Origin of the sequence: Blastochloris sulfoviridis, assembly GCF_008630065.1 — a bacterium.
In the GTDB taxonomy this organism is placed as follows: Bacteria; Pseudomonadota; Alphaproteobacteria; order Rhizobiales; family Xanthobacteraceae; genus Blastochloris; species Blastochloris sulfoviridis.
The window spans coordinates 1-21453 of record NZ_VWPL01000041.1 but is presented as its reverse complement, the minus strand read 5'-3'; the positions used below and the strand labels follow the sequence as shown (position 1 = coordinate 21453).

Genomic DNA, 21453 nt, shown 5'->3' with positions numbered 1-21453 from the left:
AATTTACAGACGTCAGCCGTGTGTACCCCTCACCCGGCTCAATCTCGCTGACGCTCGGTCTCGCCACCCTCTCCCGCAAGGGGAGAGGGAAGAAGAGGGCCGAGCTGTTTGCCTTAAAGCCAGAGGCCACTTGGAAGCTGGCCGGCGCGGCGAACCGCCCCCCTCACTTCACCAGCTTGAGCACGTCGCGGAAGCGCGGATGCTTCGCGTCGGTCAGCCACTCGAAGATCACCATCTCGGCGGTGACGATGACGGCGCCGGCCGCCGACAGCCGCGCCAGTGCTGCGGTCTTGTTGGCCGGCGTGCGCGAGGACACCGCGTCCGCCACCACATGGACGCGCCGGCCGGCGGACAATAGCCCGAACGCCGTCTGCAGCACGCACACGTGCGATTCCCAGCCGGTGATCACCACCTGCTGGCGGGCGCCGAGCGCGCCCTCGATGTCGCAACCGCGGCAGGCGTCGAACGTGGTCTTGGCCAGCGCGCCGGCCGCGAACTCGGCGAGCGCCGGAATGGTCGGCCCCAGCCGGTCGGGCGTCTGCTCGGTCGCCAGCACCGGCACGTCGAGCAGGCGCGCGCTCTGGGCAAGGCGCAGCCCCTCGCGCACGCTGGCCTCGGCCGCGTCGATCGCGGGCATCAGCTTTTCCTGGAAATCGATCAGCAGCAGCGAGGAGCGGCCGGCTTCGAGAGTCATCGTGAACTCCGTAACGCTTGTGTGCGGTGCAGCGAAAATCGCTGTGTCATCAGACCAATGGACGATGGTTGCCAATGCAACGGCTCTTGTGCCACACCACCGATCCGCTAATCTAGACCTACGGAATTGCCTGAAGGCAATGCTCAAGCATCTGCTCCACGAGCATGCGCCTCATGCAGATCCAACGCCACACCGGGCGGAAGATCCGGACGGCAGACGACAAGGCCCCACCAGAGGGCAAGGCCCCACGAAAGGGCCAAGGCTCCGAAGAGAGCCAAGAGGAAACAATGGCTGGCATCCGCCGGTCTTGCGGGAGGACGACGCATCGTGGCCGCCGCTGCGAACGGCTTTGCCGACACTTTTCCCAAGCTGTTGCTGCAGAACGCCGCTTCGCGCGGCGGCCGCCCAGCGATGCGTCTGAAGGATCTCGGGATCTGGCAGACCTGGAGCTGGGCCGAAGCACTCGATGAAGTCCGGGCGTTCTCGCTCGGCCTTCAGGCGCTCGGACTGCGCCAGCACGAGAAGATCGCCATCGTCGGCCGCAACCGGCCGCGGCTCTATTGGGCGATGTGCGCCGCCCAGGCTTTGGGCGCGGTGCCGGTGCCGGTCTATGCCGACTCGGTCGCCGACGAGATGGCCTATGTGCTGGAGCACGCCGAGGCACGCTTCGCCATGGCGCAGGACCAGGAGCAGGTCGACAAGCTGCTCTCCATCGCCGACCGGCTGCCCAATCTGGCGCTCACCATCTATGACGAGCCGCGCGGCCTGCGCGACTACGATCCGGCGCGGCTCAAATCCTTCGAGGACGTGCAGGCGCAGGGACGCGCCGTGCTGGCGGGCGCGCCCGACATCGGCGAGGCGTGGGAGCAGGCGATCGGCCGCGGCACCGGCCGCGACCTCGCGGTGATCCTCTACACCTCCGGCACCACCGGCAGGCCCAAGGGCGTGATGCTGTCGTTCGACAACGTCATCCGCTCGGCCCGCAACGGCAATGCGTTCGACCGGCTCGACGAGACCGAGGACGTGGTGGCGTATCTGCCGCTGGCCTGGGTCGGCGACCACATCTTCTCCTACGCGCAGTCCTTCACCGCCGGCTTCTGCGTCAATTGCCCGGAGTCGGAGGCCACGGTCACCGACGACCGGCGTGAGATCGCGCCGACCTTCTTCTTCGCGCCGCCGCGGGTGTTCGAGACGCTGCTGACGATGATCATGGTGCGCATGGAGGATGCCGGCGTCCTCAAGCGCAAGATGTTCAACGCCTTCATCGCCCACGCCCGGCGCTGGGGCGAGAAGATGCTGAACGGCGAGAGCGTGCCGCCCTCCGCCCGCATGCTCTACTGGCTCGGCGAGTTCCTGGTCTACGGCCCGCTCAAGAACCGTCTCGGCATGACGCGGCTCAAGGTGGGCTATACCGCGGGCGAGGCGATCGGCCCGGAGATCTTCCGCTTCTACCGCTCGCTCGGCATCAATCTGAAGCAGCTCTACGGCCAGACCGAAGCCTCGGTCTACGTCACCGCCCAGCCCGACGGCGAGATCCGCGCCGAGACGGTGGGCCGCCCCTCGCCCGAGGTGGAGATCATGATCGCCGAGTCGGGCGAAGTGCTCTACCGCTCGCCCGGCGTGTTCCTCGGCTACTACAAGGAGCCCGACAAGACCGCCGAGACCAAGACCGAGGACGGCTGGGTGCACTCGGGCGATGCCGGCTTCCTGGACGCCACCGGCCACCTGCGCATCATCGATCGCGCCAAGGATGTCGGCAAGCTCGCCTCGGGCGCGCTGTTCGCGCCGAAATACATCGAGAACAAGCTGAAATTCTATCCCACCATCAAGGAGGCGGTGGCGATCGGCCAGGACCGCGACTTCGTCACCGTGATGGTCAATATCGACCTCGTGGCGGTGGGAAGCTGGGCCGAGCGCAACGCCATCGTCTACGCCTCCTATCAGGAGCTCGCCGGCCACCGGCTGGTCTATGACATGATCGCCGAGCACGTCGACGAGGTGAACCGCTCGCTCAGCGAAGAGCCGATGATGGCCGGCGGCCAGATCCAGCGCTTCCTGGTGCTGCACAAGGAGCTCGACGCCGACGACGGCGAGCTGACCCGTACCCAGAAGGTGCGCCGCGGCTTCATCGCCGAGCGCTACGCGCCCCTGGTCGAGGCGCTCTATGCCGGCGCCGAAGTGTGCGACATCACCACCGAGGTGACGTTCGAGGACGGCCGCAAGGGCGCGATCTCGGCGCGCGTCGCCATCCGCGACTCGAAGACCTACCCGCCGACGACCGAGGCCGCGGCGGCGCGCATGATGGAGCACGCGGCATGAGGGCGCCCTCCTCCGATGCCATCGTCGCCGGCGACACGCTGCTGGCGGTGGAGGCGGTGTCGCTGCGGTTCGGCGGCGTGCGCGCGCTGACCGATGTGAGCTTCGACATCCGCAAGGGCGAGATCCGCGCGATCATCGGCCCCAATGGCGCGGGCAAGACGTCGATGCTCAACTGCATCAACGGCTTCTATCACCCGACCGAGGGCCGCATCACCTTCAAGGGCGTGACGCGGCCGAAGATGCGGCCCTACGAGGCGGCGCGCGGCGGCATCGCCCGCACCTTCCAGAACGTCGCGCTGTTCAAGGGCATGACCACGCTCGACAACATCATGACCGGGCGGGCGCTGAAGATGCGGCGCGGCTTCTTCTGGCAACTGCTGCGCCATGGCCCGGCGATGAACGAGGAGGTCGCCCACCGCAAGGCGGTCGAGGAGATCATCGACTTCCTGCAGATCCAGCACATCCGAAAGACGCCGGTGGGCAAGCTGCCCTACGGCCTGCAGAAGCGCGTCGAGCTTGGCCGCGCGCTGGCGATGGAGCCGGAGCTGCTGCTGCTCGACGAGCCGATGGCCGGCATGAATTTGGAGGAGAAGGAGGACATGAGCCGCTTCATCCTCGACGTCAACAACCAGTTCGGCACCACCATCGCGCTGATCGAGCACGATATCGGCGTGGTGATGGATCTCTCCGACCGGGTGGTCGTGCTCGAATACGGCCGCAAGATTGCCGACGGGACGCCCGCCGAGGTGAAGACCGACAAGGCGGTGATCGACGCCTATCTCGGCGTGGCGCATTGATGGAGTCGATGACATGACGAGCCTCGATTCCGCGCAGGGCGGCGTGTTCAACCTGAAGCTCGGCACCGGCGCGTGGGTGCTGATCGGATTTGCGCTGGTCGCCGTCGTCACCGCGCTCGCCGTGCAGGCCGGGGCGCTGACCCGCGGCGACGCGCTCTATGCCGTGCTGGTCGACCCCTTCGTCCAGATGGCCGACATGCCGGATCTGCTGATCCAGACGCTGTGGGACGGCTTCGTCGCCGGCATGCTCTATGCGCTGATCGCGCTCGGCTTCGTGCTGATCTTCAAGGCGTCGGGCGTGTTCAACTTCGCCCAGGGCATCATGGTGGTGTTCGCGGCGCTGACGCTGGTCGGTTTGCACGAGTTCGGCTTCAACGCCTGGATCGCGCTCGCGCTCACCCTCGGGGTGATGTTCGCGCTGGCGGTGGCGGTGGAGCGGGTGGTGCTGCGGCCGCTGGTCAACCAGCCCGACATCATCCTGTTCATGGCGACGATCGGCCTGACCTACGCGCTGATCGGGCTCGGCGAGTTCATCTTCGGCGGCAGTCCCAAGGTGATGATCACCGAGGAGCTGTTCCTGCCGCGGGGCTCGATCGACCTCAAGGTGTTCGGCGGCTTCGTCAGCCTGCAGAAGCTCGACATCGCCGCGGCGGTGATCGCCTTCGTGATGATCGCGGTGCTGTCGGCGTTCTTCCAGTACACCCGCATCGGCCGGGCGCTGCGCGCGGTCGCCGACAGCCACAAGGCGGCGCTGTCGGTGGGCATCTCGCTGGAGCAGATCTGGGTGATCGTGTGGTTCACAGCGGGCGTGGTGGCGCTGATCACCGGCATCATGTGGGGCGCCCGCTCGGACGTGTCGTTCGCGCTGCAGATCATCGCGCTCAAGGCGCTGCCGGTGCTGATCCTTGGCGGCTTCACCTCGGTGCCCGGCGCCATCGTCGGCGGGCTGATCATCGGCATCGGCGAGAAGGTCGGCGAGTTCTACTGGGGGCCGCTGCTCGGCAAGGGCATCGAGGCGTGGCTCGCCTACATGATCGCGCTGACCTTCCTGCTGTTCCGGCCGCAGGGCCTGTTCGGCGAGAAGATCATCGAGCGGATCTAGCCAGGCTCGGCTCTGGCACCGGCCGGCTTGGAGCCGGCGGACGCAAGACGACAACAACACGGAGCCGCCATCCGCCGCGCGGATGGACAAGGCCCGAACGGAGGCAGGCGTGTTCTATCGCGAAGCAGGGCAGTTCAAGACCTCCTACTACGCCGACCAGGCGATCTTTCCGATCCTGCAGGACCGGATCGGCGTGGCGGCGATCCTGTTCGTGGCGTTCACCCTGCCGCTCGCCGCCAGCGACTTCTTCGTCGGCTCGGTGATGATCCCGTTTTTGGTGTTCTCGCTTGCCGCCATCGGGCTCAACATACTCACCGGCTATACCGGGCTGATCTCGCTCGGCACCGGCGCCTTCATGGGGGTGGGGGCGTATGCCTGCTACAAGCTCACCACCATCTTCCCCGACGTGCCGATCGTGGCGCACATCCTGGCGGCGGGCTTCTTCTCGGCCGCCATCGGCGTGATCTTCGGCCTGCCCAGCCTGCGCATCAAGGGCTTCTATCTGGCAGTGGCGACGCTGGCCGCGCAGTTCTTCCTGCAGTGGTGCTTCGTGCGCATCCCGTGGCTCTACAACAACAACGCCTCGGGCGCCATCGAGGTGCCGGTGCGCACGCTGATGGGCATCGACGTCACCGGCGCCAATGCCACGCCAATGGTGCGCTACTACGTCATCCTCGCCATCGTGGTGGCGATGACCTGGGTCGCCTCGAACATCGTGCACGGGCGCGTCGGCCGGCAGTGGATGGCGGTGCGCGACATGGACATCGCCGCCGAGCTGATCGGCATCCGGCTCCTGAACACCAAGCTCCTGGCGTTTGCGGTGTCGTCCTTCTATTGCGGCGTCGCCGGCGCGGTGATGATGTTCCTGTGGTACGGCGGCGGCGAGGCGGCCGATGCCTTCAACATCAACCAGTCGTTCAACATCTTATTTATGGTGATCATCGGCGGGCTGGGCAGCCTCATCGGCTCGTTCTTCGGCGCCGCCTTCATCTCCAGCTTCCCGACGCTGCTGAAGTTCGGCCTGCCGATGGTCGGCATTCACATCGGCAGCGCCAGCGTCGAGCACCTGACGCACTTCGCCATCGGCGCCCTGATCATCGCCTTCCTGATCGTCGAGCCGCACGGCCTCGCCCGCCTGTGGCAGATCGGCAAGCAGAAGCTTCGGGTCTGGCCGTTCCCTTACTGAGACCGCAAGCAAGCATAATCGGCAGCGCGAATGACGCCGCCGAAACCTGGGAGAACCACATGAGGACACCGACAGGATGGATCTTCGGCACGGCGCTCGCCGTCGTGCTCGCCGCGGGCGCGCCGCCGGCGACGGCCGAGGAGGGCATCTATGTGCCGCTCCTCACCTATCGCACCGGCAATTTCGCCGGCTCCGGCACGCCGATCGCCAACGGCATGCGCGACTATCTGGAGATGCTGAACCAGCGCGACGGCGGCATCGGCGGCGTCAAGCTCATCATCGAGGAGTGCGAGACCGGCTACGACACCAAGAAGGGTGTCGAATGCTACGAGTCGACCAAGGGCAAGAACCCGGTCGTCCACAATCCCTACTCCACCGGCCTGACGCTGCAACTCATCCCGCGCGCCTCGGTCGACAAGATCCCGCTTCTGACGATGGCCTACGGTCTGTCGGCGGCGGCGGACGGGCGGGTGTTCCCGTGGACCTTCAATCCGCCGCTGACCTATTGGGACGGCGCCTCGGTGTTCGTGCGCTTCGTCGCCGAGAAGGAGGGCGGCGTCGACAAGCTGAAGGGCAAGACCATCGGCCTCGTCCATCTCGACGCGCCGTTCGGCCGCGAGCCGATCCCGGTGATGGAGGAGTTGGCCAAACGCTACGGCTTCAACCTCAAGCTCTATCCGGTGCCGGCGCAGTCGATGCAGGACCAGGCCTCGACCTGGCTCGCCATCCGCCGCGACCGCGTCGACTGGATCTATAATCAGGGCTGGGGCGCGATGAACCCCACCGCGGTCAAGGAGGCGGTGCGCACCAACTTCCCGATCGACAAGCTGGTCGGCGTGTGGTGGGCCGGCGGCGACGACGACGCGCGGGCCGGCGGGGCGGACGCCAAGGGCTACCGCACGCTCAGCTTCCACGGCGCCGGCACCAGCTATCCGGCGATGCAGGACATCCTGAAGTACGTCTATGACCGCAATCTCGCGGTCGGCGACCGCGCCAAGGTCGGCGAGAACCTCTATTCGCGCGGCGTCTACAATTCGGCGCTGATCGCCGAGGCCATCCGCACCGCCCAGCAGGTCACCGGCAAGAAGGTGGTCACCGGCGAGGACGTGCGGCGCGGCCTGGAGTCGATGAACATTTCCGATGACCGCTGGAAGGAGATGGGCTTCGAGGGCTTCGCCGCCCCGGTGAACATTTCGTGCGACGACCATTCGGGCCACAACCGCGTGTTCATCGCCCAGTGGGACGGCAGCAAGTTCGTGCGCGGCTCGGACTATATCGAGCCGATGAAGGACCTGGTGCGCCCGATGATCGAGTCCGCCGCCAAGGACTATGCCGAGAAGAATGCCGGCTGGCCGAAGCGGACCGAAGCCTGCGACGGACGTAGCTGATCCCGAAGCGCGCCGCGGCGATCGCCCATCCCTGCAGGGTGAGGCCGCGGTGCGTCCAGGGTGAGGGGCAACCTGATCCTGTTGCCCAGCCCCAAGGCTTGCCCCTCACCCGCCTTCGCCGCACGCGCGGAGCGCTGCCAGTAGGGTGGAATAGCGAAGCGTATTCCGCCACCGCCCGGACCGGCGCAATACGTTTCGCGATTGCGCCCTACGAGACTGCGGATTTCGTCATCCCGGGCGAGCGTCAGCGAGACCCGGGATCGTGTTCCGAACGCGGGCCCCTTTCTGAGGACGGTCCCGGGTCGCGGGCCTGCGGCCCTTGCCCGGGACGACAGCCTGGGCCCCGTCATCCCGGGCGGAGCGAAGCGAAGACCCGGGATCGTCTTCAGGCCGAAGACGTTCTCTTCCTGCGAACGGTCCCGGGTCGCGCGGCTGAAGCCGCTTGCCCGGGACGACAGACCGGCAGCAGCCAGACGGCAACGACGAGCCGGCAACGGCAACCACGACACCGGACGACAAGACGCAACGACGAGACTGCATCGGAGACACCAGCCATGACCGCCGCCGAGACGATCCAGCCCCAGGCCGCCCCGGACAAGATCCTGGTCGTGACCAATATCGAGGTGATCTACGATCACGTCATCCTGGTGCTGAAGGGCGTGTCGCTGGAGGTGCCGCGCGGCGGCATCGTGGCGCTGCTCGGCGGCAACGGCGCCGGCAAGACCACCACGCTGAAGGCGATCTCCAATCTGCTGCACGCCGAGCGCGGCGAGGTGACCAAGGGCTCGATCCTGTTCGAGGGCGAGGAGGTCAAGGCGCTGTCGCCCAATCTGCTGGTGCGGCGCGGCTGCATCCAGGTGATGGAGGGCCGCCAGTGCTTCGGCCACCTCACGGTGGAGGAGAATCTTCTCACCGGCGCCTTCACCCGCCGCGACGGCCAGCGGGCGATCAAGGCCGACCTCGAGCGCGTCTACGCCTATTTCCCGCGGCTGAAGGAACGGCGCAGCTCGCAGGCCGGCTACACCTCGGGCGGCGAGCAGCAGATGGTGGCGATCGGCCGGGCGATGATGGCGCGCCCCAAGATGATCCTGCTGGACGAGCCGTCGATGGGGCTGGCGCCGCAGATCGTCGAGGAGATCTTCGAGATCGTGAAGATTCTCAATGCCCAGGAGAACGTGTCGTTCCTGCTCGCCGAGCAGAATACCTTCATGGCGCTGAAATACGCCACCTATGGCTACATCCTGGAGAACGGCCGGGTGGTGATGGACGGCGCGGCGCAGGCACTGCGCGACAATGAGGATGTCAAGGAATTCTATCTCGGCATCGCCCAGGGCAAGCAGAAGTCGTTCCGCGAAGGCAAGCACTACAAGCGCCGCAAGCGCTGGCTGGCGTGACGCGGATTCCGGGTGACAGCATCGGAACATCTGCCGGCCGGGATTCGCACGCCCTTCCCTCTCCCCTTGCGGGAGAGGGTGGCGAGCGATCGTCAGATCGCGAGGCGGGTGAGGGGTGGATTCTTAGTCGGACGTCCCCACGCACCCCTCACCCGGCTCGACCTCGCATGCGCTCGGTCTCGCCACCCTCTCCCGCAAGGGGAGAGGGAAGAAAGTGCCGCGCCCCGAGCCGCGCCCGAAGGCCGCGGCGGCGACGGGCCATCCGGTTCCCTCCGGCCCTGCCTGGACGGCCCGGCGCGCCTATATTTCAATGCAGCCACGCAGCGGGGGGAGGGAGCGATGAGCGAGGCCGACCATTTCGACGCGCTGGAGACGCGGTCGCCCGAGGCGCGCGAGGCCGACCTCGCCGCCCGGCTGCCGGCGGTGATCGCCAAGGCGATGACGGCGCCGGGCTGGGCGCGGCATCTCGACGGCATCGACCCGCGCGCGGTGACCAGCCGCGCCGCGCTCGCCAAGCTGCCGGTGCTCTATAAATCGTCACTGCCTGAGCGGCAGGCAGCGGAGCCGCCGTTCGGCGGGCTGGTCGCCGAGCGGCTCGCGGCGTTCGGCCGGCTGTTCGCCTCGCCGGGGCCGATCTTCGAGCCCGAGCCGGCCCATCCCGACCCGTGGAACGTGGCGCGCAGCCTCTATGCCGCCGGCTTCCGCCCCGGCGACGTGGTGCTGAACACCTTCTCCTACCACCTCACCCCCGGCGGGCTGATGCTCGACCAGGCGGCGCGCGCGATCGGCTGCCCGGTCATTCCGGCCGGCCCCGGCAACACCGAGCAGCAGCTTCAGGTGATGGCGGCGTTCCGCCCGGTGGCCTATTGCGGCACGCCGGATTTCCTCAAGATCCTGCTCGATGCCGCCGCGGCGAAGGGCATCGCGCCGTCGCTGACCAAGGCGCTGGTGTCCGGCGCGGCGTTTCCGCCGTCGCTGCAGGCCGAGATTTCGGCGCGCGGCATCGCCGCCTACCAGCTCTATGCCTCCGCCGATCTCGGCTGCATCGCCTACGAGACGCCGGCCCGCGCCGGCATGGTGGTCAATGAGGACGTGGTGCTGGAGATCGTGCGCCCCGGCACCGGCGAGCCGGTGGCCGATGGCGAGGTCGGCGAGGTGCTGGTGACCTCGCTCGACATCCACCGGCCGCTGATTCGCTTCTCGCTCGGGGATCTCTCGGCGATCCTGTCCGGCACCTCGCCGTGCGGGCGCACCAACCGGCGCATCAAGGGCTGGATGGGCCGCGCCGAGCAGTCGACCAAGGTCAAGGGCATGTTCGTCACCCCGGCGCAGATCGCCGAGGTGGCCAAGCGCCACCGCGACATCGGCCGGCTGCAGCTCGTCATCGGGCGCGCGGGCGAGCAGGACGTGATGACGCTCAAGGTGGAGGCTGCGGCCGGCGATGCGGCGCTGGCCGACGCGCTGGGGGCGACGCTCGTGGCGGTGACCAAGCTCAAGGGCGCCGTGGAGCTGGTTGCGCCCGGAACCCTGGCCAATGACGGCAAGGTGATCCTCGACACCCGCCCCATCGCCTCATGACCGCGCCGGCATGTCCGGACGGCCCCGAATCGGTTCAGACTTTGGGACGGGGGCAATTGCTGTCACAATTTCGTTGGCAGACAGCCCGCTTGCTCGACGTCGCGCTGCGGCAGTCTTATGTCGTGGCGCGAAAGGATACGGACGCATGAATATGCAACCCAGCCGGTTCGACATGGCCACCTCCGCCCACCTGCCGGTCGACCACCCGCCCGTCAAATTCGGCAGGATTGGAGTCCTGTTGCTGAATGTCGGCACGCCCGAAGGCACCGGCTACTGGGCGATGCGCCGCTATCTGAAGGAATTCCTCACCGACCGCCGGGTGATCGAGGTCAATCCCATCTACTGGTGGGTGGTGCTCAACACCATGATCCTGCCCCACCGGCCGGCGGTGAAGGGCAAGGCCTATGCCTCGATCTGGAACAACGACCGCAACGAGAGCCCGCTGAAGACCATCAGCCGCTCGCAGGCCGAGAAGCTCGGCGCCGAGCTGGGGGGCGTCGATGGCCGCATCGTGGTCGACTGGGCGATGCGCTACGGCCATCCTTCGGTCGACGAGCGCCTCAAGGCGCTGAAGGAGGCCGGCTGCGACCGCATCCTGCTGGCGCCGCTCTATCCGCAGTATTCGGCGGCCACCACCGCGTCCGCCTGCGACAGCGCCTTCAAGACGCTGATGAAGATGCGCTGGCAGCCCTCCATCCGCGTGCTGCCGCCCTATTACGACGACCCGGTCTATATCGACGCCGTGGTCGAGGGCATGAAGGCGTCGCTCGCCAAGCTTACCTTCGAGCCCGAGATCATCCTGATCTCGTTCCACGGCGTGCCGAAAAGCTACCTGATGAAGGGCGACCCCTATCACTGCCACTGCGCCAAGACCAAGCGGCTGATCCGCGAGGCGCTGGGCTTCGACACCGAGCGGGTGATGTTCAGCTTCCAGTCGCGGTTCGGCAATGAGGAATGGCTGCAGCCCTATACCGACGAGACGGTGAAGGCGCTGGCCGAGCGCGGGGTGAAGAAGCTCGCCATCGTCGCGCCGAGCTTCGCCATCGACTGCCTGGAGACGCTGGAGGAGCTCGACGTCGAGAACCGCGAGATCTTCCTGCACCATGGCGGCGAGCAGTTCGCCTATCTGCCGAGCCTCAATGACGGCGTGGGCGGCATACGGGTGATTCGCCACCTCGTCGAGCGCGAGCTCAAGGGCTGGATCTGAGGCGGCGCCCCGCCGCTGTCATCCCGGGCGAGGCGAAGCCGAGACCCGGGATCGTCAGCAAGAAAAGCCCCCCTTCCGGAACACGGTCCCGGGACGCGCGGCGGATGCGAGCATCCCGCCGCTTGCCCGGGACGACAGCCTGGGCATTGTCATCCCGGGCGAGGTGAAGCGAGCGTAGGGCGGAATAGCGAAGCGTATTCCGCCATTTGACGGTCATCGCGCAGCCGGCCTGCCCGGCGGAATACGCTTCGCTATTCCGCCCTACAGCGCTGATAATGGTTCCGGATCTCGCGGCTTCGGCCGTCGCCCGGAACGACGGCGGAACGGCCTGCACCCTGTGCTCTTGCGGCCACAGCGGAAATCTTGCGCGGCATCCGGAAAAAACGCCCTTGAATGGGGGGGCGATTCATCCTATCTCACGCTTGCCCAATTTCGCACGTGCCTGTGGCCGCGTGCCGGTCGGTGGGCATCCGGACAAGAGGCCGGACAGCCGCCCGGGGACCAAAAATCGAGAGGCGCCTCTCCGGCGCCGTGTCTTCTCGGTTTCCCCGTCTATCGACCGGCAGCTGGAGGCGAAACCAGCAATTCCCTGCTCTCCGCAGGGGTACGCGGCTTGAAGCAACGACGTAGCGGGCTTTTTTGGTCTCTGCCGGCCGTCCATAGGCCGGGGTTACTGAAGAGGCACTACTCTTGCCGGGCGCGTGGAGCGGGCCTTCCCACTCTCGCAAAGGCGACTGAGAACGTCCCAAGGACGCGGCTTCCGCGTCCCTCGTGGCGTCTCGTCAGCGCCGGATACGGCTCACGGTGAACGCCAGCTCAAGGCTGGCTTTGCGGGCGGCGCGTTGCGTCGCGGGTCTTGGCGTCTCCATCGCGCCGGCCCGCGGTTTTGCGCGCTGTCCTGGGCTCATCTGGCCTTGGGAGGACCGACCCATGACCGACCGCATCCGCGAGTTCCTTGCCGCCCGACGTCCCGAAGGTCCGTGCCTCGTGCTCGACCTCGACGTGGTGCGCGACAACTACCGCAGCTTCGCCCGCGCGCTGCCCGACACCCGCGTCTTCTACGCGGTGAAGGCCAATCCGGCGCCGGAAGTGCTGAAGCTGCTCGCCGAGCTCGGCTCGTGCTTCGACACCGCCTCGGTGGGCGAGATCGAGGCCGTGCTCGCCGCCGGCGCCACGCCCGAGCGCATCTCGTACGGCAACACCATCAAGAAGGAGCGCGACATCGCGCGCGCCTTCGAGCTGGGCGTGCGCCTGTTCGCGGTCGACTGCGAGGCCGAGGTCGAGAAGATCGCCCGCGTCGCGCCGGGCTCGAAGGTGTTCTGCCGCATCCTGTGCGACGGCGCCGGCGCCGAATGGCCGCTGTCGAAGAAGTTCGGCTGCGCGCCGGCCATGGCGCCGCGCGTGCTGGAGCTTGCGCACCGGCTGGGCCTTCACGCCTATGGCGTGTCGTTCCACGTCGGCTCGCAGCAGAACAATGTCGAGGCGTGGGACCAGGCGCTGGGCTCGGCCGCGGCGATCTTCCGCGACATGGCCGAGCGCGGCATCCATCTGTCGATGGTCAATATGGGCGGCGGCTTCCCGACCAAGTATCTCAAGCGCGTGCCGCGGGTGCAGTCCTACGGCAACGCCATCTTCCGGGCGCTGTCCAAGCACTTCGGCAACCGCTTGCCCGAGACCATCATCGAGCCGGGCCGCGGCATGGTCGGCAATGCCGGCGTGATCAAGGCCGAGGTGGTGCTGATCTCGCAGAAGTCGGACGACGACCCGACCCGCTGGGTCTATCTCGACATCGGCAAGTTCCACGGCCTCGCCGAGACCATGGACGAGGCGATCCGCTACCCGATCAAGACGCCGCACGACCGCGACGCCAAGACGCCGTGCGTGATCGCCGGGCCGACCTGCGATTCGGTCGACGTGCTGTACGAGAAGGCGCCCTACGAGCTGCCGATCTCGCTGGCCATCGGCGACGAGGTGCTGATCGAGGCGACCGGCGCGTACACCACGATGTACTCGACGGTGGGCTTCAACGGCTTCGCGCCGCTGGCCTCGTACGTGATCTGAGATCGCGACGGTTGCCGCCTCTTCCCTCTCCCCTTGTGGGAGAGGGTGCCGAGCGATCGAAGGTCGCGAGGCGGGTGAGGGGTTACGAGAGCAAGACCCCCTCACCCGGCTCGCGCAAGCGCGCTCGCCGACCTCTCCCACAAGGGGAGAGGTGAAGAGCCCCCAAGTCTCACCCCTTCCTTCCCGGACGGCCCGCAATGCGGGTGCGAGGGCCTGTCTCCTCATGGAGGACCGGCCGATGAACCAGCTTGTCACCAACCAACTCGTCGCCGACCAGCCTGTCGCCACCGGCGCCGCCGCCGGCTTCGTGATCGACAGCGAGCGCCCCGCCGACGAAAAGGCGCGCGAGCGCCTGCTCGACCGCGCCATGGGGCCGGAGCGCCGCCGGAAGACCTGCGAGCGGCTGCGCGCCGGCCGGCTGCCGGCGGATGGCCTGGCGCTGGTGGCGCGCGATGCGCTCGGCCGCGTCATCGGCACGGTGCGGCTGTGGAATGTTCAGGCGTCCGGCGTGCCGGCGCTGATGCTGGGGCCGCTGGCGGTCGATCCGTGGTGGCAGGGCTGCGGCGTGGGCGCAGCCCTGCTGCGCGAGGCGCTGGCGCGCGCCGTCGCCCGCGGCCATGGCGCGGTGATCCTGGTGGGCGACGCGCCCTATTACGCCCGCTTCGGCTTCTCGCCTCAGCTCACCGAGGCGCTCGACCTGCCGGGGCCGGTCGATCGTGCCCGCTTTCTCGGCCTGGAACTCAAGCCCGGTGCGCTCGACGGCGCCCGGGGCTGCCTGCGGGCCAGCGGTGCCAAGGCCGCGTTTGCCCGCGTTCCGCACCGTCCTGCGTTGACGATGCCGGCGCGGCGTGCCTCATAGCGCCCGGCAGTCCTGCCACATGCGGCTTCCGGTTGATCCCTTCGGGATGCCGGAGGCCGCCTCTTCGCCCGCCTGCGCGAAGGCGCGGGTTGTGACTCCCCGTGACGTCGTTTGGAGACCAACGCCATGACCGACTGGCCGGTTTATCACCGCATCGATGGCCCGATCGTGATGATCGGCTTCGGCTCGATCGGCCGGGGCACCCTGCCCCTGATCGAACGCCATTTCGAGTTCGACCGCTCGAAGCTCGTGGTCATCGACCCGCGCGACGACGACCGCAAGCTGCTCGACGAGCGCGGCGTGCGCTTCATCCATCAGGCGGTGACGCGCGACAATTACCGCGACCTGCTGGTGCCGCTGCTGACCGCCGGGCCGGGACAGGGCTTCTGCGTCAACCTCTCGGTCGACACCTCCTCGCTCGACATCATGGAGATGTGCCGCGAGGTCGGCGCGCTCTACATCGACACCGTGGTCGAGCCGTGGGCCGGCTTCTATTTCGACCCCACCGTGAAGCCGGAGGCGCGCTCCAACTACGCTTTGCGCGAGACCGTGCTGGCGGCGCGGCGCAAGAACCCCGGCGGCACCACCGCGGTGTCGTGCTGCGGCGCCAATCCCGGCATGGTGTCGTGGTTCGTCAAGCAGGCGCTGGTCAATCTCGCCGCCGACCTCGGCCTCAAGCGCGACGAGCCCACGACCCGCGAGGCGTGGGCGAAGCTCGCGATGGATCTCGGCGTCAAGGGCATCCACATCGCCGAGCGCGACACCCAGCGCGCCAATTTCCCCAAGCCGTTCGACGTGTTCGTCAACACCTGGTCGGTCGAGGGATTCGTGTCGGAGGGCCTGCAGCCGGCCGAGCTCGGCTGGGGCACGTTTGAGCGCTGGATGCCGGACAATGCCCGCACCCACGATGTCGGCTGCGGCGCGGCGATCTATCTCCTGCAGCCCGGCGCCAACACCCGCGTGCGCTCGTGGACGCCGACCGCCCAGGCGCAGTACGGCTTCCTGGTCACCCACAATGAATCGATCTCGATCGCCGACTTCCTCACCGTGCGCGACGAAGCGGGCAAGGCGCTCTACCGGCCGACCTGCCACTACGCCTATCACCCCTGCAACGACGCGGTGCTGTCGCTGCACGAGATGTTCGGCGCGGCCGGCAAGCGCCAGTCGGACTGGCTGATTTTGGACGAGACGGAGATCGTCGACGGCATCGACGAGCTGGGCGTGCTGCTCTACGGCCACGGCAAGAACGCCTATTGGTTCGGCTCGCAGCTCTCGATCGAGGAGACGCGGCGCATCGCGCCCTACCAGAACGCCACCGGGCTGCAGGTGTCGTCCGCCGTGCTCGCCGGCATGGTGTGGGCGATCGAGAACCCCAAGGCCGGCATTGTCGAGGCCGACGACCTCGACTACCGCCGCTGCCTGGAGGTGCAGATGCCCTATCTCGGCCCGGTGATCGGCGCCTATACCGACTGGACGCCGCTCAATGGCCGGCCCGGCCTGTTCCCGGAGGACATCGACACCGCCGACCCCTGGCAGTTCCGCAACGTGCTGGTGCGGGACTAGAGCATTTTCCGCACAAGTGGATACCGGTTGTGCGAAAGAAAATGCGACAAACCAGAAACTTAGAGCGTCCGATCTGATGCAGTCAGATCGGATCACGCTCTAAATAGAACGTGTCCGGGCCAACCCCACCCCAACGGCTCCCGGCGGCGAGGCGCTTTCATCTCCGGCGGATCGGGTTTCCGGTGGCAGACTGAGACGGTTTCCCGGCCAATTTCTGGCTTCCAGCCTCGCCGCCCGCCCTTTGAGGCCCCCCACCCCCGACCCCTCCCCACCATTCACTGCGTTCATGGGGGAGGGGAGAAGACACGCCCCTTTCTCCCCTCCCCCCGCGAGCTTCGCGAGCGGTGGGGAGGGGTCGGGGGTGGGGGGCGCCCCGGCGCGCGTCGTCGGCGGGTCGGGTCTCCGGTGGCAGACTGAGACGGTTCTCCGGCTGATCAAGCCGGGAAACCGCATGATGCAGGTCTGTGGAGGTGGCGCGCGGTCAGGCGTCGACCAGGGTCACCTCCCCGGCCTCGGGTTCCCGGCATTTGACCGGGCATTGCTGCTCGCCGCAGGTCTCCTTGCTGATCCGGCGAACCCACTCCAAACCGACGCGGCTCTCCCGCCGCCAGATCACCCGCCCCACGCGGCAGAGCGGTCCGGTGACCGAGAAGCAGATGATGACCTCGTCCGGAAGCGAGGGCGCCGCGGCGGTTTCGATGCTCGCCCCGCCGGCCGAGACATCGCTGACCGTGCAGCGCGAGCGGGTGTCGCCCGCAATCAGATCGGCCGGATAGCGCAGATCCCGCCGGATCGCCGTGCGCCTGTTCGTCCCCATTTGCCCCCCGGCATTGACTGGTACGGTTTCCGGTTGATCCCTTCGGGATGCCGGAAACGTGACCTCGGCCATAAGCCAATAGGAGTCGGTCGCAAGCGTAACGCAACGGAAATGAACCGTGATCGCTTGACCTGATGGGATGTTTTTTCGCGTTTGGTGAAGCGCGCATTAACCGAACGCCGGATCAGCCGGCATCCATATCACTCCGCCGCCTCGCGCAGCAGCGGCGCGCCGGAACGAAGCCGGGCCAGCAGCACCGCCTCCTCCGCCTTGGCGCTCGCCAGGTGGCGCGCCTTCACCGGGCCGTAGCCGCGGATCTTGTCGGGGATGGCGGCGAGGCCGACCGCGAGCGCGTGCGTCTCTGGCGCAAGGCGCTCGATGACCTCGTCCATCAGCACGAAATAGTCCTCGATCAGCTGGCGCTCGATGCGCCGCTCCTCGGTCCAGCCGAACGGATCGAACGGCGTGCCGCGCAGGCCCTTCATCCGCTTGAGCAGCTTGAAGACGACCATCAGCCACGGGCCGAAGGTCATCTTCCTGGGCTCGCCGGTGATGGGGTCGTGCCGCGCCAGGAAGGATGGGGCGAGGTGGAAGTCGAGCCGCACCCGGCCCTCGAACTGCTCGGCCACCCGGGCGGCGAAACCGCCATCGGCAAACAGCCGCGCCACCTCGTATTCGTCCTTGTAGGCCATCAGCTTGAAAGCGTTGCGCGCCACCGTCTCGGCAAGCCGGCTGGCGCCGCCCACCCGCGCCGCTTCCGCCTCGCGCACCCGCGCCACCAGCGCTTGGTAGCGCGCGGCATAGCCGGCGTTCTGGTAGGCGGTGAGAAATTCCACGCGGCGCGCGATCGTCTCGTCGAGCGAGGCCGAGAGCCGGTGCGCGCCGGAGGGGGCTGCGGGCTTCAGCAGCTCGGCCATCGCGTCCGGATCGTGCGCCGCGCGGCGGCCCCAGCGAAAGGCCGCGACATTCATCTCGACCGCCTCGCCATTGAGCTCGACCGCCCGCTCGATCGCCGCGGCCGACAGCGGGATCGCGCCTTGCTGAAACGCCACGCCGACCAGGAAGATGTTGGCGCCGACCGAGATGCCGAACAGCGCCTCGGCAATGGATGAGGCGTCAAGGAGCTGGATCGCCTCCGGCCCGGCGGCGGCGGCGAGCGCCCGCTTCAGCCGCGCCGACGGCAGCGCGAAATCGGCATTGCGGGTGAAGTCGCCGGGCAGCATCTCGTGGGTGTTGACGACGACGCGTGTGCGCCCCGGCTGCATCGCCGCCAGCACCTTGCGGCCGCCGGCCACCACCAGGTCGCCGGCCAGCACCAGGTCGGCGCTGCGCGCGCCGATGCGGATGGCGTGGATGTCGGCCGGCGTCTCGGCAAGGCGCAGATGGCTGAACACCGCCCCGCCCTTCTGGGCAAGGCCCGCCATGTCGATGATGCCGCACGCCTTGCCGTCGAGATGCGCCGCCATGCCCAGCACCTGGGCGATGGTGACGATGCCGGTGCCGCCGATGCCGCAGACCAGCACGTTGAAGGTGCCCTGAATCGGAGCCGCCGCCGGCTCGGGCAGATCGGGCAGCGGTTCGCTTGCGCCGGCCGCGCGCGGGCGGGCCTTCAGCTTCGCGCCGCGCACGGTGACGAAGGACGGGCAGAAGCCGTTGATGCAGGAGAAATCCTTGTTGCAGCTCGACTGGTCGATCCGGCGCTTGCGGCCGAATTCGGTCTCGAGCGGCTGGATCGAGACGCAGTTCGACTTGACGCCGCAATCGCCGCAGCCCTCGCAGACGAGGTCGTTGATCATCATCCGCACGTCGGGATCGGGGAACTCGCCGCGCTTCCTGCGGCGGCGCTTCTCGGCGGCGCAGGTCTGGTCGTAGATCAGCACGGTGACGCCGTCATATGTCGCAAGCTCGCGCTGCACCTCCTCGAAGGCACTGCGCGGATGCAGCGTCGCGCCATCCGGCCAGCCCTCGTTGCGGCCGTATTTCCACGGCTCGTTCGACACCACCGCGATGCGGCTCACGCCTTCCGCCGCCACCAGACGGGCGATCCTGGACGCGGTGAGCCCGCCCTCGTGACGCTGGCCGCCGGTCATCGCCACGGCGTCGTTGAACAGGATCTTGTAGGTGACGTTGACCCCGGCGGCGAGGGAAGCGCGAATGGCGAGCGAGCCGGAATGGTTGAAGGTGCCGTCGCCGAGATTCTGGAACACGTGGCGGCGCTTGGAGAACGGCGCCTCGCCGATCCAGTTGGCGCCCTCCCCGCCCATCTGGGTGAAACCCTGCGTCGCGCGGTCCATCCACTGGACCATGTAGTGGCAGCCGATGCCGGCATAGGCGCGCATGCCCTCGGGCACCTTGGTCGAGGTGTTGTGCGGGCAGCCCGAGCAGAAATAGGGCGTGCGCACCGCCACGTCGGCGGCCTGCGCCATCGCGCGCTGCGCCTCCTCAAGCTGAGAGACGCGCGCCACAAGGTCCTCGTCGCCGACATAGGCCAGCAGCCGCCGGCCGATGGCCACCGCGATGTCGGTCGGCTCCAGCGCGCCCTTGATGGGAAACAGCCAGTCGCCGTGCTCGTCCTTCTTGCCGATGACGATGGGCTGGTGGGCGGTGCCGTAAAGCTCCTCGCGCACCTGCACCTCGACCAGCGAGCGCTTCTCCTCGACCACCATGATCAGGTCGAGGTCGTGGGCGAACTCCATCAGCTCCAGCTTCGCCAGCGGCCACGGACAGGCGATCTTGAACAGGCGAATGCCGAGATCGTTGGCGCGCACCTCGTCGATGCCGAGTTCGTCGAGCGCCAGCCTGACATCGAGATAGCTCTTGCCCAGCGTGGCGATGCCGATTTTCGGGCTGCGCCCGCCGGAGGTGATCCAGCGGTTGAGCCGGTTCGCCCGCACGAACGCCAGGATGGCGTCGCGCTTGAATTCCTGCAGCCGCGCCTCCTGGGCGAGCGGCGTGTCGCTGAGGCGGATGTTGAGCCCGCCCTCGGGCAGGCGCACGCCCTGGGGCGTGGCGATGCCGATGCGCTCCAGCCGGCCGTCCACCACCGCGGTCGATTCGATGGTGTCCTTCAGCCCCTTCAGCGCCACCCAGGTGCCGGCGAAGCGGCTCAGCGCAAAGCCGTAGAGGCCATAGTCGAGGATCTCCTGCACCCCGGCGGGGTTGAGGATGGGGATCATCACATCGACGAAATGGAACTCGGACTGGTGGGCGGTGGTGGAGGATTCGCAGGTGTGGTCGTCGCCCATCAGCGCCAGCACGCCGCCATGCTTCGAGGTGCCGGCGAAATTGGCGTGGCGGAACACGTCGCCGGTGCGGTCGACGCCCGGCCCCTTGCCGTACCAGATGCCGAACACGCCGTCGAAGCGCCCTTCCCCGCGCAGCTCGGCCTGCTGGCTGCCCCACAGCGACGTGGCGGCGAGATCCTCGTTGAGGCCGGACTGGAAGCGGATGTCGCTCGCTTCAAGCAGGCGCCTGGCGCGCAGGAACTGCTGGTCGAGGCCGCCGAGCGGCGAGCCGCGATAGCCGGTGACGAACCCCGCGGTGTTGAGCCCGGCGCGCTGGTCGCGCGCCTTCTGCATCAGCGTGAGGCGCACCAGCGCCTGGGTGCCGGAGAGCAGCACCCGGTCCTGGGCCACCCGCTCGGGCGAAAGCTCGTATCGCTCGTCCAGCGATGCCACAGCACGCCTGGTCGACATCGAGGTCTCCCGTGCCATTGCGGAACGTGATTGTCCAACGCCCGCGCCGCCCGGTTGATCCGGAACGATTTATGGCAACAAGGCTGACATATATGCCGGCGCTGTCAATTCCAGTCGGACGATTGGTCGCGGCATGTCGCTGGCACGAATCTAAGTCGGATCGTCGGGCAGCAGGCTGAGGGCACGTCGCGCCGCGTCGGTTACCGGCGGCAGTTCGAGCGTCGCGATCCGCCAGATCACGTCGGCGGAAACTCGCTCGTATTCGTGCCGGGCGATGTTGCCGAACCCGCGCACGGCGCTCCAATCGACATCCGGAAACAGCTCCGCGGCAAGCGGGCCGATCCGGCGGGCGGCCTCGCTGATCCGCTCCAGGCAGCGTTCGACCGCGTCCTTCCGCATGCGATCCCGCGCGAACGCAGCCCGGTCGATCCCGCGCAGATAGAATTCGATGGCCTCGGCGTTGTCGATGATGTCGGCGAAACGCGCCCTGGGAAAGCTAGAAGACATCCACCCGCTCGCGGTCGATCCTGCGCCTCAGCTCCTCGCGGTGCGGTGGGTAGAAGAGGAGGTGGACCGGGTGTCCGAACGTATCTTCGAGGAACTCGACGATCCCGCCGCCCGCCCAGGCCGGACTCTTGGCATAATCGTACCGTACCGCCAGATCGATGTCCGAGCCCGGCCCGGCCTCGCCGCGGGCGACCGAGCCGAACAGCGCAAGCCCGACCACCCCCATCGCCTCAAGCTCGCGGCGATGGGCGCGCAAGGTGGCGAGGATCGCCTCGCGGTCGGGCGG

Annotated in this window: 16 protein-coding genes; 11 read left to right on the top strand and 5 right to left on the bottom strand. The window is 67.8% G+C overall.

Translation table 11 applies throughout. From position 1 onward, the window contains the following. Positions 1–163: 163 nt before the first annotated feature. Complete coding sequence (locus F1193_RS15385; protein ID WP_150098682.1) at positions 164–694, bottom strand: isochorismatase family protein; 531 nt, start codon at positions 692–694, stop codon at positions 164–166. A gap of 327 nt (positions 695–1021) precedes the next feature. Between F1193_RS15385 and F1193_RS15380 the strand changes: the two genes are divergently transcribed. From F1193_RS15380 to F1193_RS15330, 11 genes are all read left to right on the top strand, one after another. Continuing rightward, positions 1022–3013: an AMP-binding protein gene (locus tag F1193_RS15380; RefSeq protein ID WP_425457249.1), complete on the top strand. Its 1992-nt coding sequence runs from the start codon at positions 1022–1024 to the stop codon at positions 3011–3013. Further along, a complete protein-coding gene (locus tag F1193_RS15375) occupies positions 3010–3810 on the top strand; it encodes an ABC transporter ATP-binding protein (RefSeq protein ID WP_150098681.1) in 801 nt (266 codons plus the stop codon). Before F1193_RS15380 ends, F1193_RS15375 begins: the two co-directional genes overlap by 4 nt. A 187-nt stretch (positions 3811–3997) precedes the next feature. Beyond that, positions 3998–4912: a branched-chain amino acid ABC transporter permease gene (locus F1193_RS15370; protein ID WP_150098686.1), complete on the top strand. Its 915-nt coding sequence runs from the start codon at positions 3998–4000 to the stop codon at positions 4910–4912. Positions 4913–5021: 109 nt separating this feature from the next. Next, on the top strand, positions 5022–6098 hold the full coding sequence (locus F1193_RS15365; RefSeq protein ID WP_150098680.1) for a branched-chain amino acid ABC transporter permease: 1077 nt from the start codon (positions 5022–5024) through the stop codon (positions 6096–6098). A gap of 59 nt (positions 6099–6157) precedes the next feature. Then, a complete protein-coding gene (locus F1193_RS15360) occupies positions 6158–7486 on the top strand; it encodes an ABC transporter substrate-binding protein (RefSeq protein WP_150098679.1) in 1329 nt (442 codons plus the stop codon). Positions 7487–8040: 554 nt separating this feature from the next. Beyond that, positions 8041–8880 (top strand): ABC transporter ATP-binding protein, encoded by an 840-nt coding sequence (locus tag F1193_RS15355; protein ID WP_150098678.1) that lies wholly within the window; start codon positions 8041–8043, stop codon positions 8878–8880. Between the two features lie 339 nt (positions 8881–9219). Continuing rightward, positions 9220–10458, top strand: coding sequence for a phenylacetate--CoA ligase family protein (locus F1193_RS15350; RefSeq protein ID WP_150098677.1), 1239 nt, complete (start codon positions 9220–9222; stop codon positions 10456–10458). Positions 10459–10603: 145 nt separating this feature from the next. Then, positions 10604–11665 carry a ferrochelatase gene (hemH, locus tag F1193_RS15345; protein ID WP_150098676.1) on the top strand — a complete coding sequence of 354 codons (1062 nt, stop codon included), beginning with the start codon at positions 10604–10606 and terminating at the stop codon, positions 11663–11665. Between the two features lie 930 nt (positions 11666–12595). Beyond that, a complete protein-coding gene (locus F1193_RS15340; RefSeq protein WP_150098675.1) occupies positions 12596–13726 on the top strand; it encodes a type III PLP-dependent enzyme in 1131 nt (376 codons plus the stop codon). 238 nt (positions 13727–13964) lie between these two features. Then, positions 13965–14585, top strand: a complete 621-nt coding sequence (locus tag F1193_RS15335; protein WP_150098674.1) for a GNAT family N-acetyltransferase — start codon at positions 13965–13967, stop codon at positions 14583–14585. Between the two features lie 126 nt (positions 14586–14711). After that, positions 14712–16148 carry a homospermidine synthase gene (locus F1193_RS15330; RefSeq protein ID WP_150098673.1) on the top strand — a complete coding sequence of 479 codons (1437 nt, stop codon included), beginning with the start codon at positions 14712–14714 and terminating at the stop codon, positions 16146–16148. Positions 16149–16629: 481 nt separating this feature from the next. On the opposite strand, the gene F1193_RS15325 is transcribed toward F1193_RS15330, so the two are convergent. From F1193_RS15325 to F1193_RS15310, 4 genes are all read right to left on the bottom strand, one after another. Further along, entirely contained in the window at positions 16630–17037 is a 408-nt protein-coding gene (locus tag F1193_RS15325; RefSeq protein ID WP_150098672.1) for a PilZ domain-containing protein, read from the bottom strand. A gap of 128 nt (positions 17038–17165) precedes the next feature. Then, positions 17166–20660 (bottom strand): indolepyruvate ferredoxin oxidoreductase family protein, encoded by a 3495-nt coding sequence (locus F1193_RS15320; protein WP_246164466.1) that lies wholly within the window; start codon positions 20658–20660, stop codon positions 17166–17168. 150 nt (positions 20661–20810) lie between these two features. Beyond that, the gene (locus tag F1193_RS15315) at positions 20811–21167 is read right to left on the bottom strand and encodes a HepT-like ribonuclease domain-containing protein (protein WP_150098670.1); all 357 of its coding nucleotides are present in this window, start codon (positions 21165–21167) and stop codon (positions 20811–20813) included. Continuing rightward, a partial coding sequence (locus F1193_RS15310) for a nucleotidyltransferase family protein (RefSeq protein WP_210247386.1) occupies positions 21157–21453 on the bottom strand: 297 nt, incomplete at its 5' end. The genes F1193_RS15315 and F1193_RS15310, both read right to left, overlap by 11 nt.

Bases quoted from the DNA above. Each gene is read 5' to 3' on its own strand.
- F1193_RS15385 (WP_150098682.1), bottom strand. From the start codon at position 694: ATGACTCTCGAAGCCGGCCGCTCCTCGCTGCTGCTGATCGATTTCCAG.
- F1193_RS15375 (WP_150098681.1), top strand. From the start codon at position 3,010: ATGAGGGCGCCCTCCTCCGATGCCATCGTCGCCGGCGACACGCTGCTG.
- F1193_RS15370 (WP_150098686.1), top strand. From the start codon at position 3,998: ATGGCCGACATGCCGGATCTGCTGATCCAGACGCTGTGGGACGGCTTC.
- F1193_RS15360 (WP_150098679.1), top strand. From the start codon at position 6,158: ATGAGGACACCGACAGGATGGATCTTCGGCACGGCGCTCGCCGTCGTG.
- F1193_RS15355 (WP_150098678.1), top strand. From the start codon at position 8,041: ATGACCGCCGCCGAGACGATCCAGCCCCAGGCCGCCCCGGACAAGATC.
- F1193_RS15350 (WP_150098677.1), top strand. From the start codon at position 9,220: ATGAGCGAGGCCGACCATTTCGACGCGCTGGAGACGCGGTCGCCCGAG.
- hemH (WP_150098676.1), top strand. From the start codon at position 10,604: ATGAATATGCAACCCAGCCGGTTCGACATGGCCACCTCCGCCCACCTG.
- F1193_RS15340 (WP_150098675.1), top strand. From the start codon at position 12,596: ATGACCGACCGCATCCGCGAGTTCCTTGCCGCCCGACGTCCCGAAGGT.
- F1193_RS15335 (WP_150098674.1), top strand. From the start codon at position 13,965: ATGAACCAGCTTGTCACCAACCAACTCGTCGCCGACCAGCCTGTCGCC.
- F1193_RS15330 (WP_150098673.1), top strand. From the start codon at position 14,712: ATGACCGACTGGCCGGTTTATCACCGCATCGATGGCCCGATCGTGATG.
- F1193_RS15325 (WP_150098672.1), bottom strand. From the start codon at position 17,037: ATGGCCGAGGTCACGTTTCCGGCATCCCGAAGGGATCAACCGGAAACC.
- F1193_RS15320 (WP_246164466.1), bottom strand. From the start codon at position 20,660: ATGTCGACCAGGCGTGCTGTGGCATCGCTGGACGAGCGATACGAGCTT.
- F1193_RS15315 (WP_150098670.1), bottom strand. From the start codon at position 21,167: ATGTCTTCTAGCTTTCCCAGGGCGCGTTTCGCCGACATCATCGACAAC.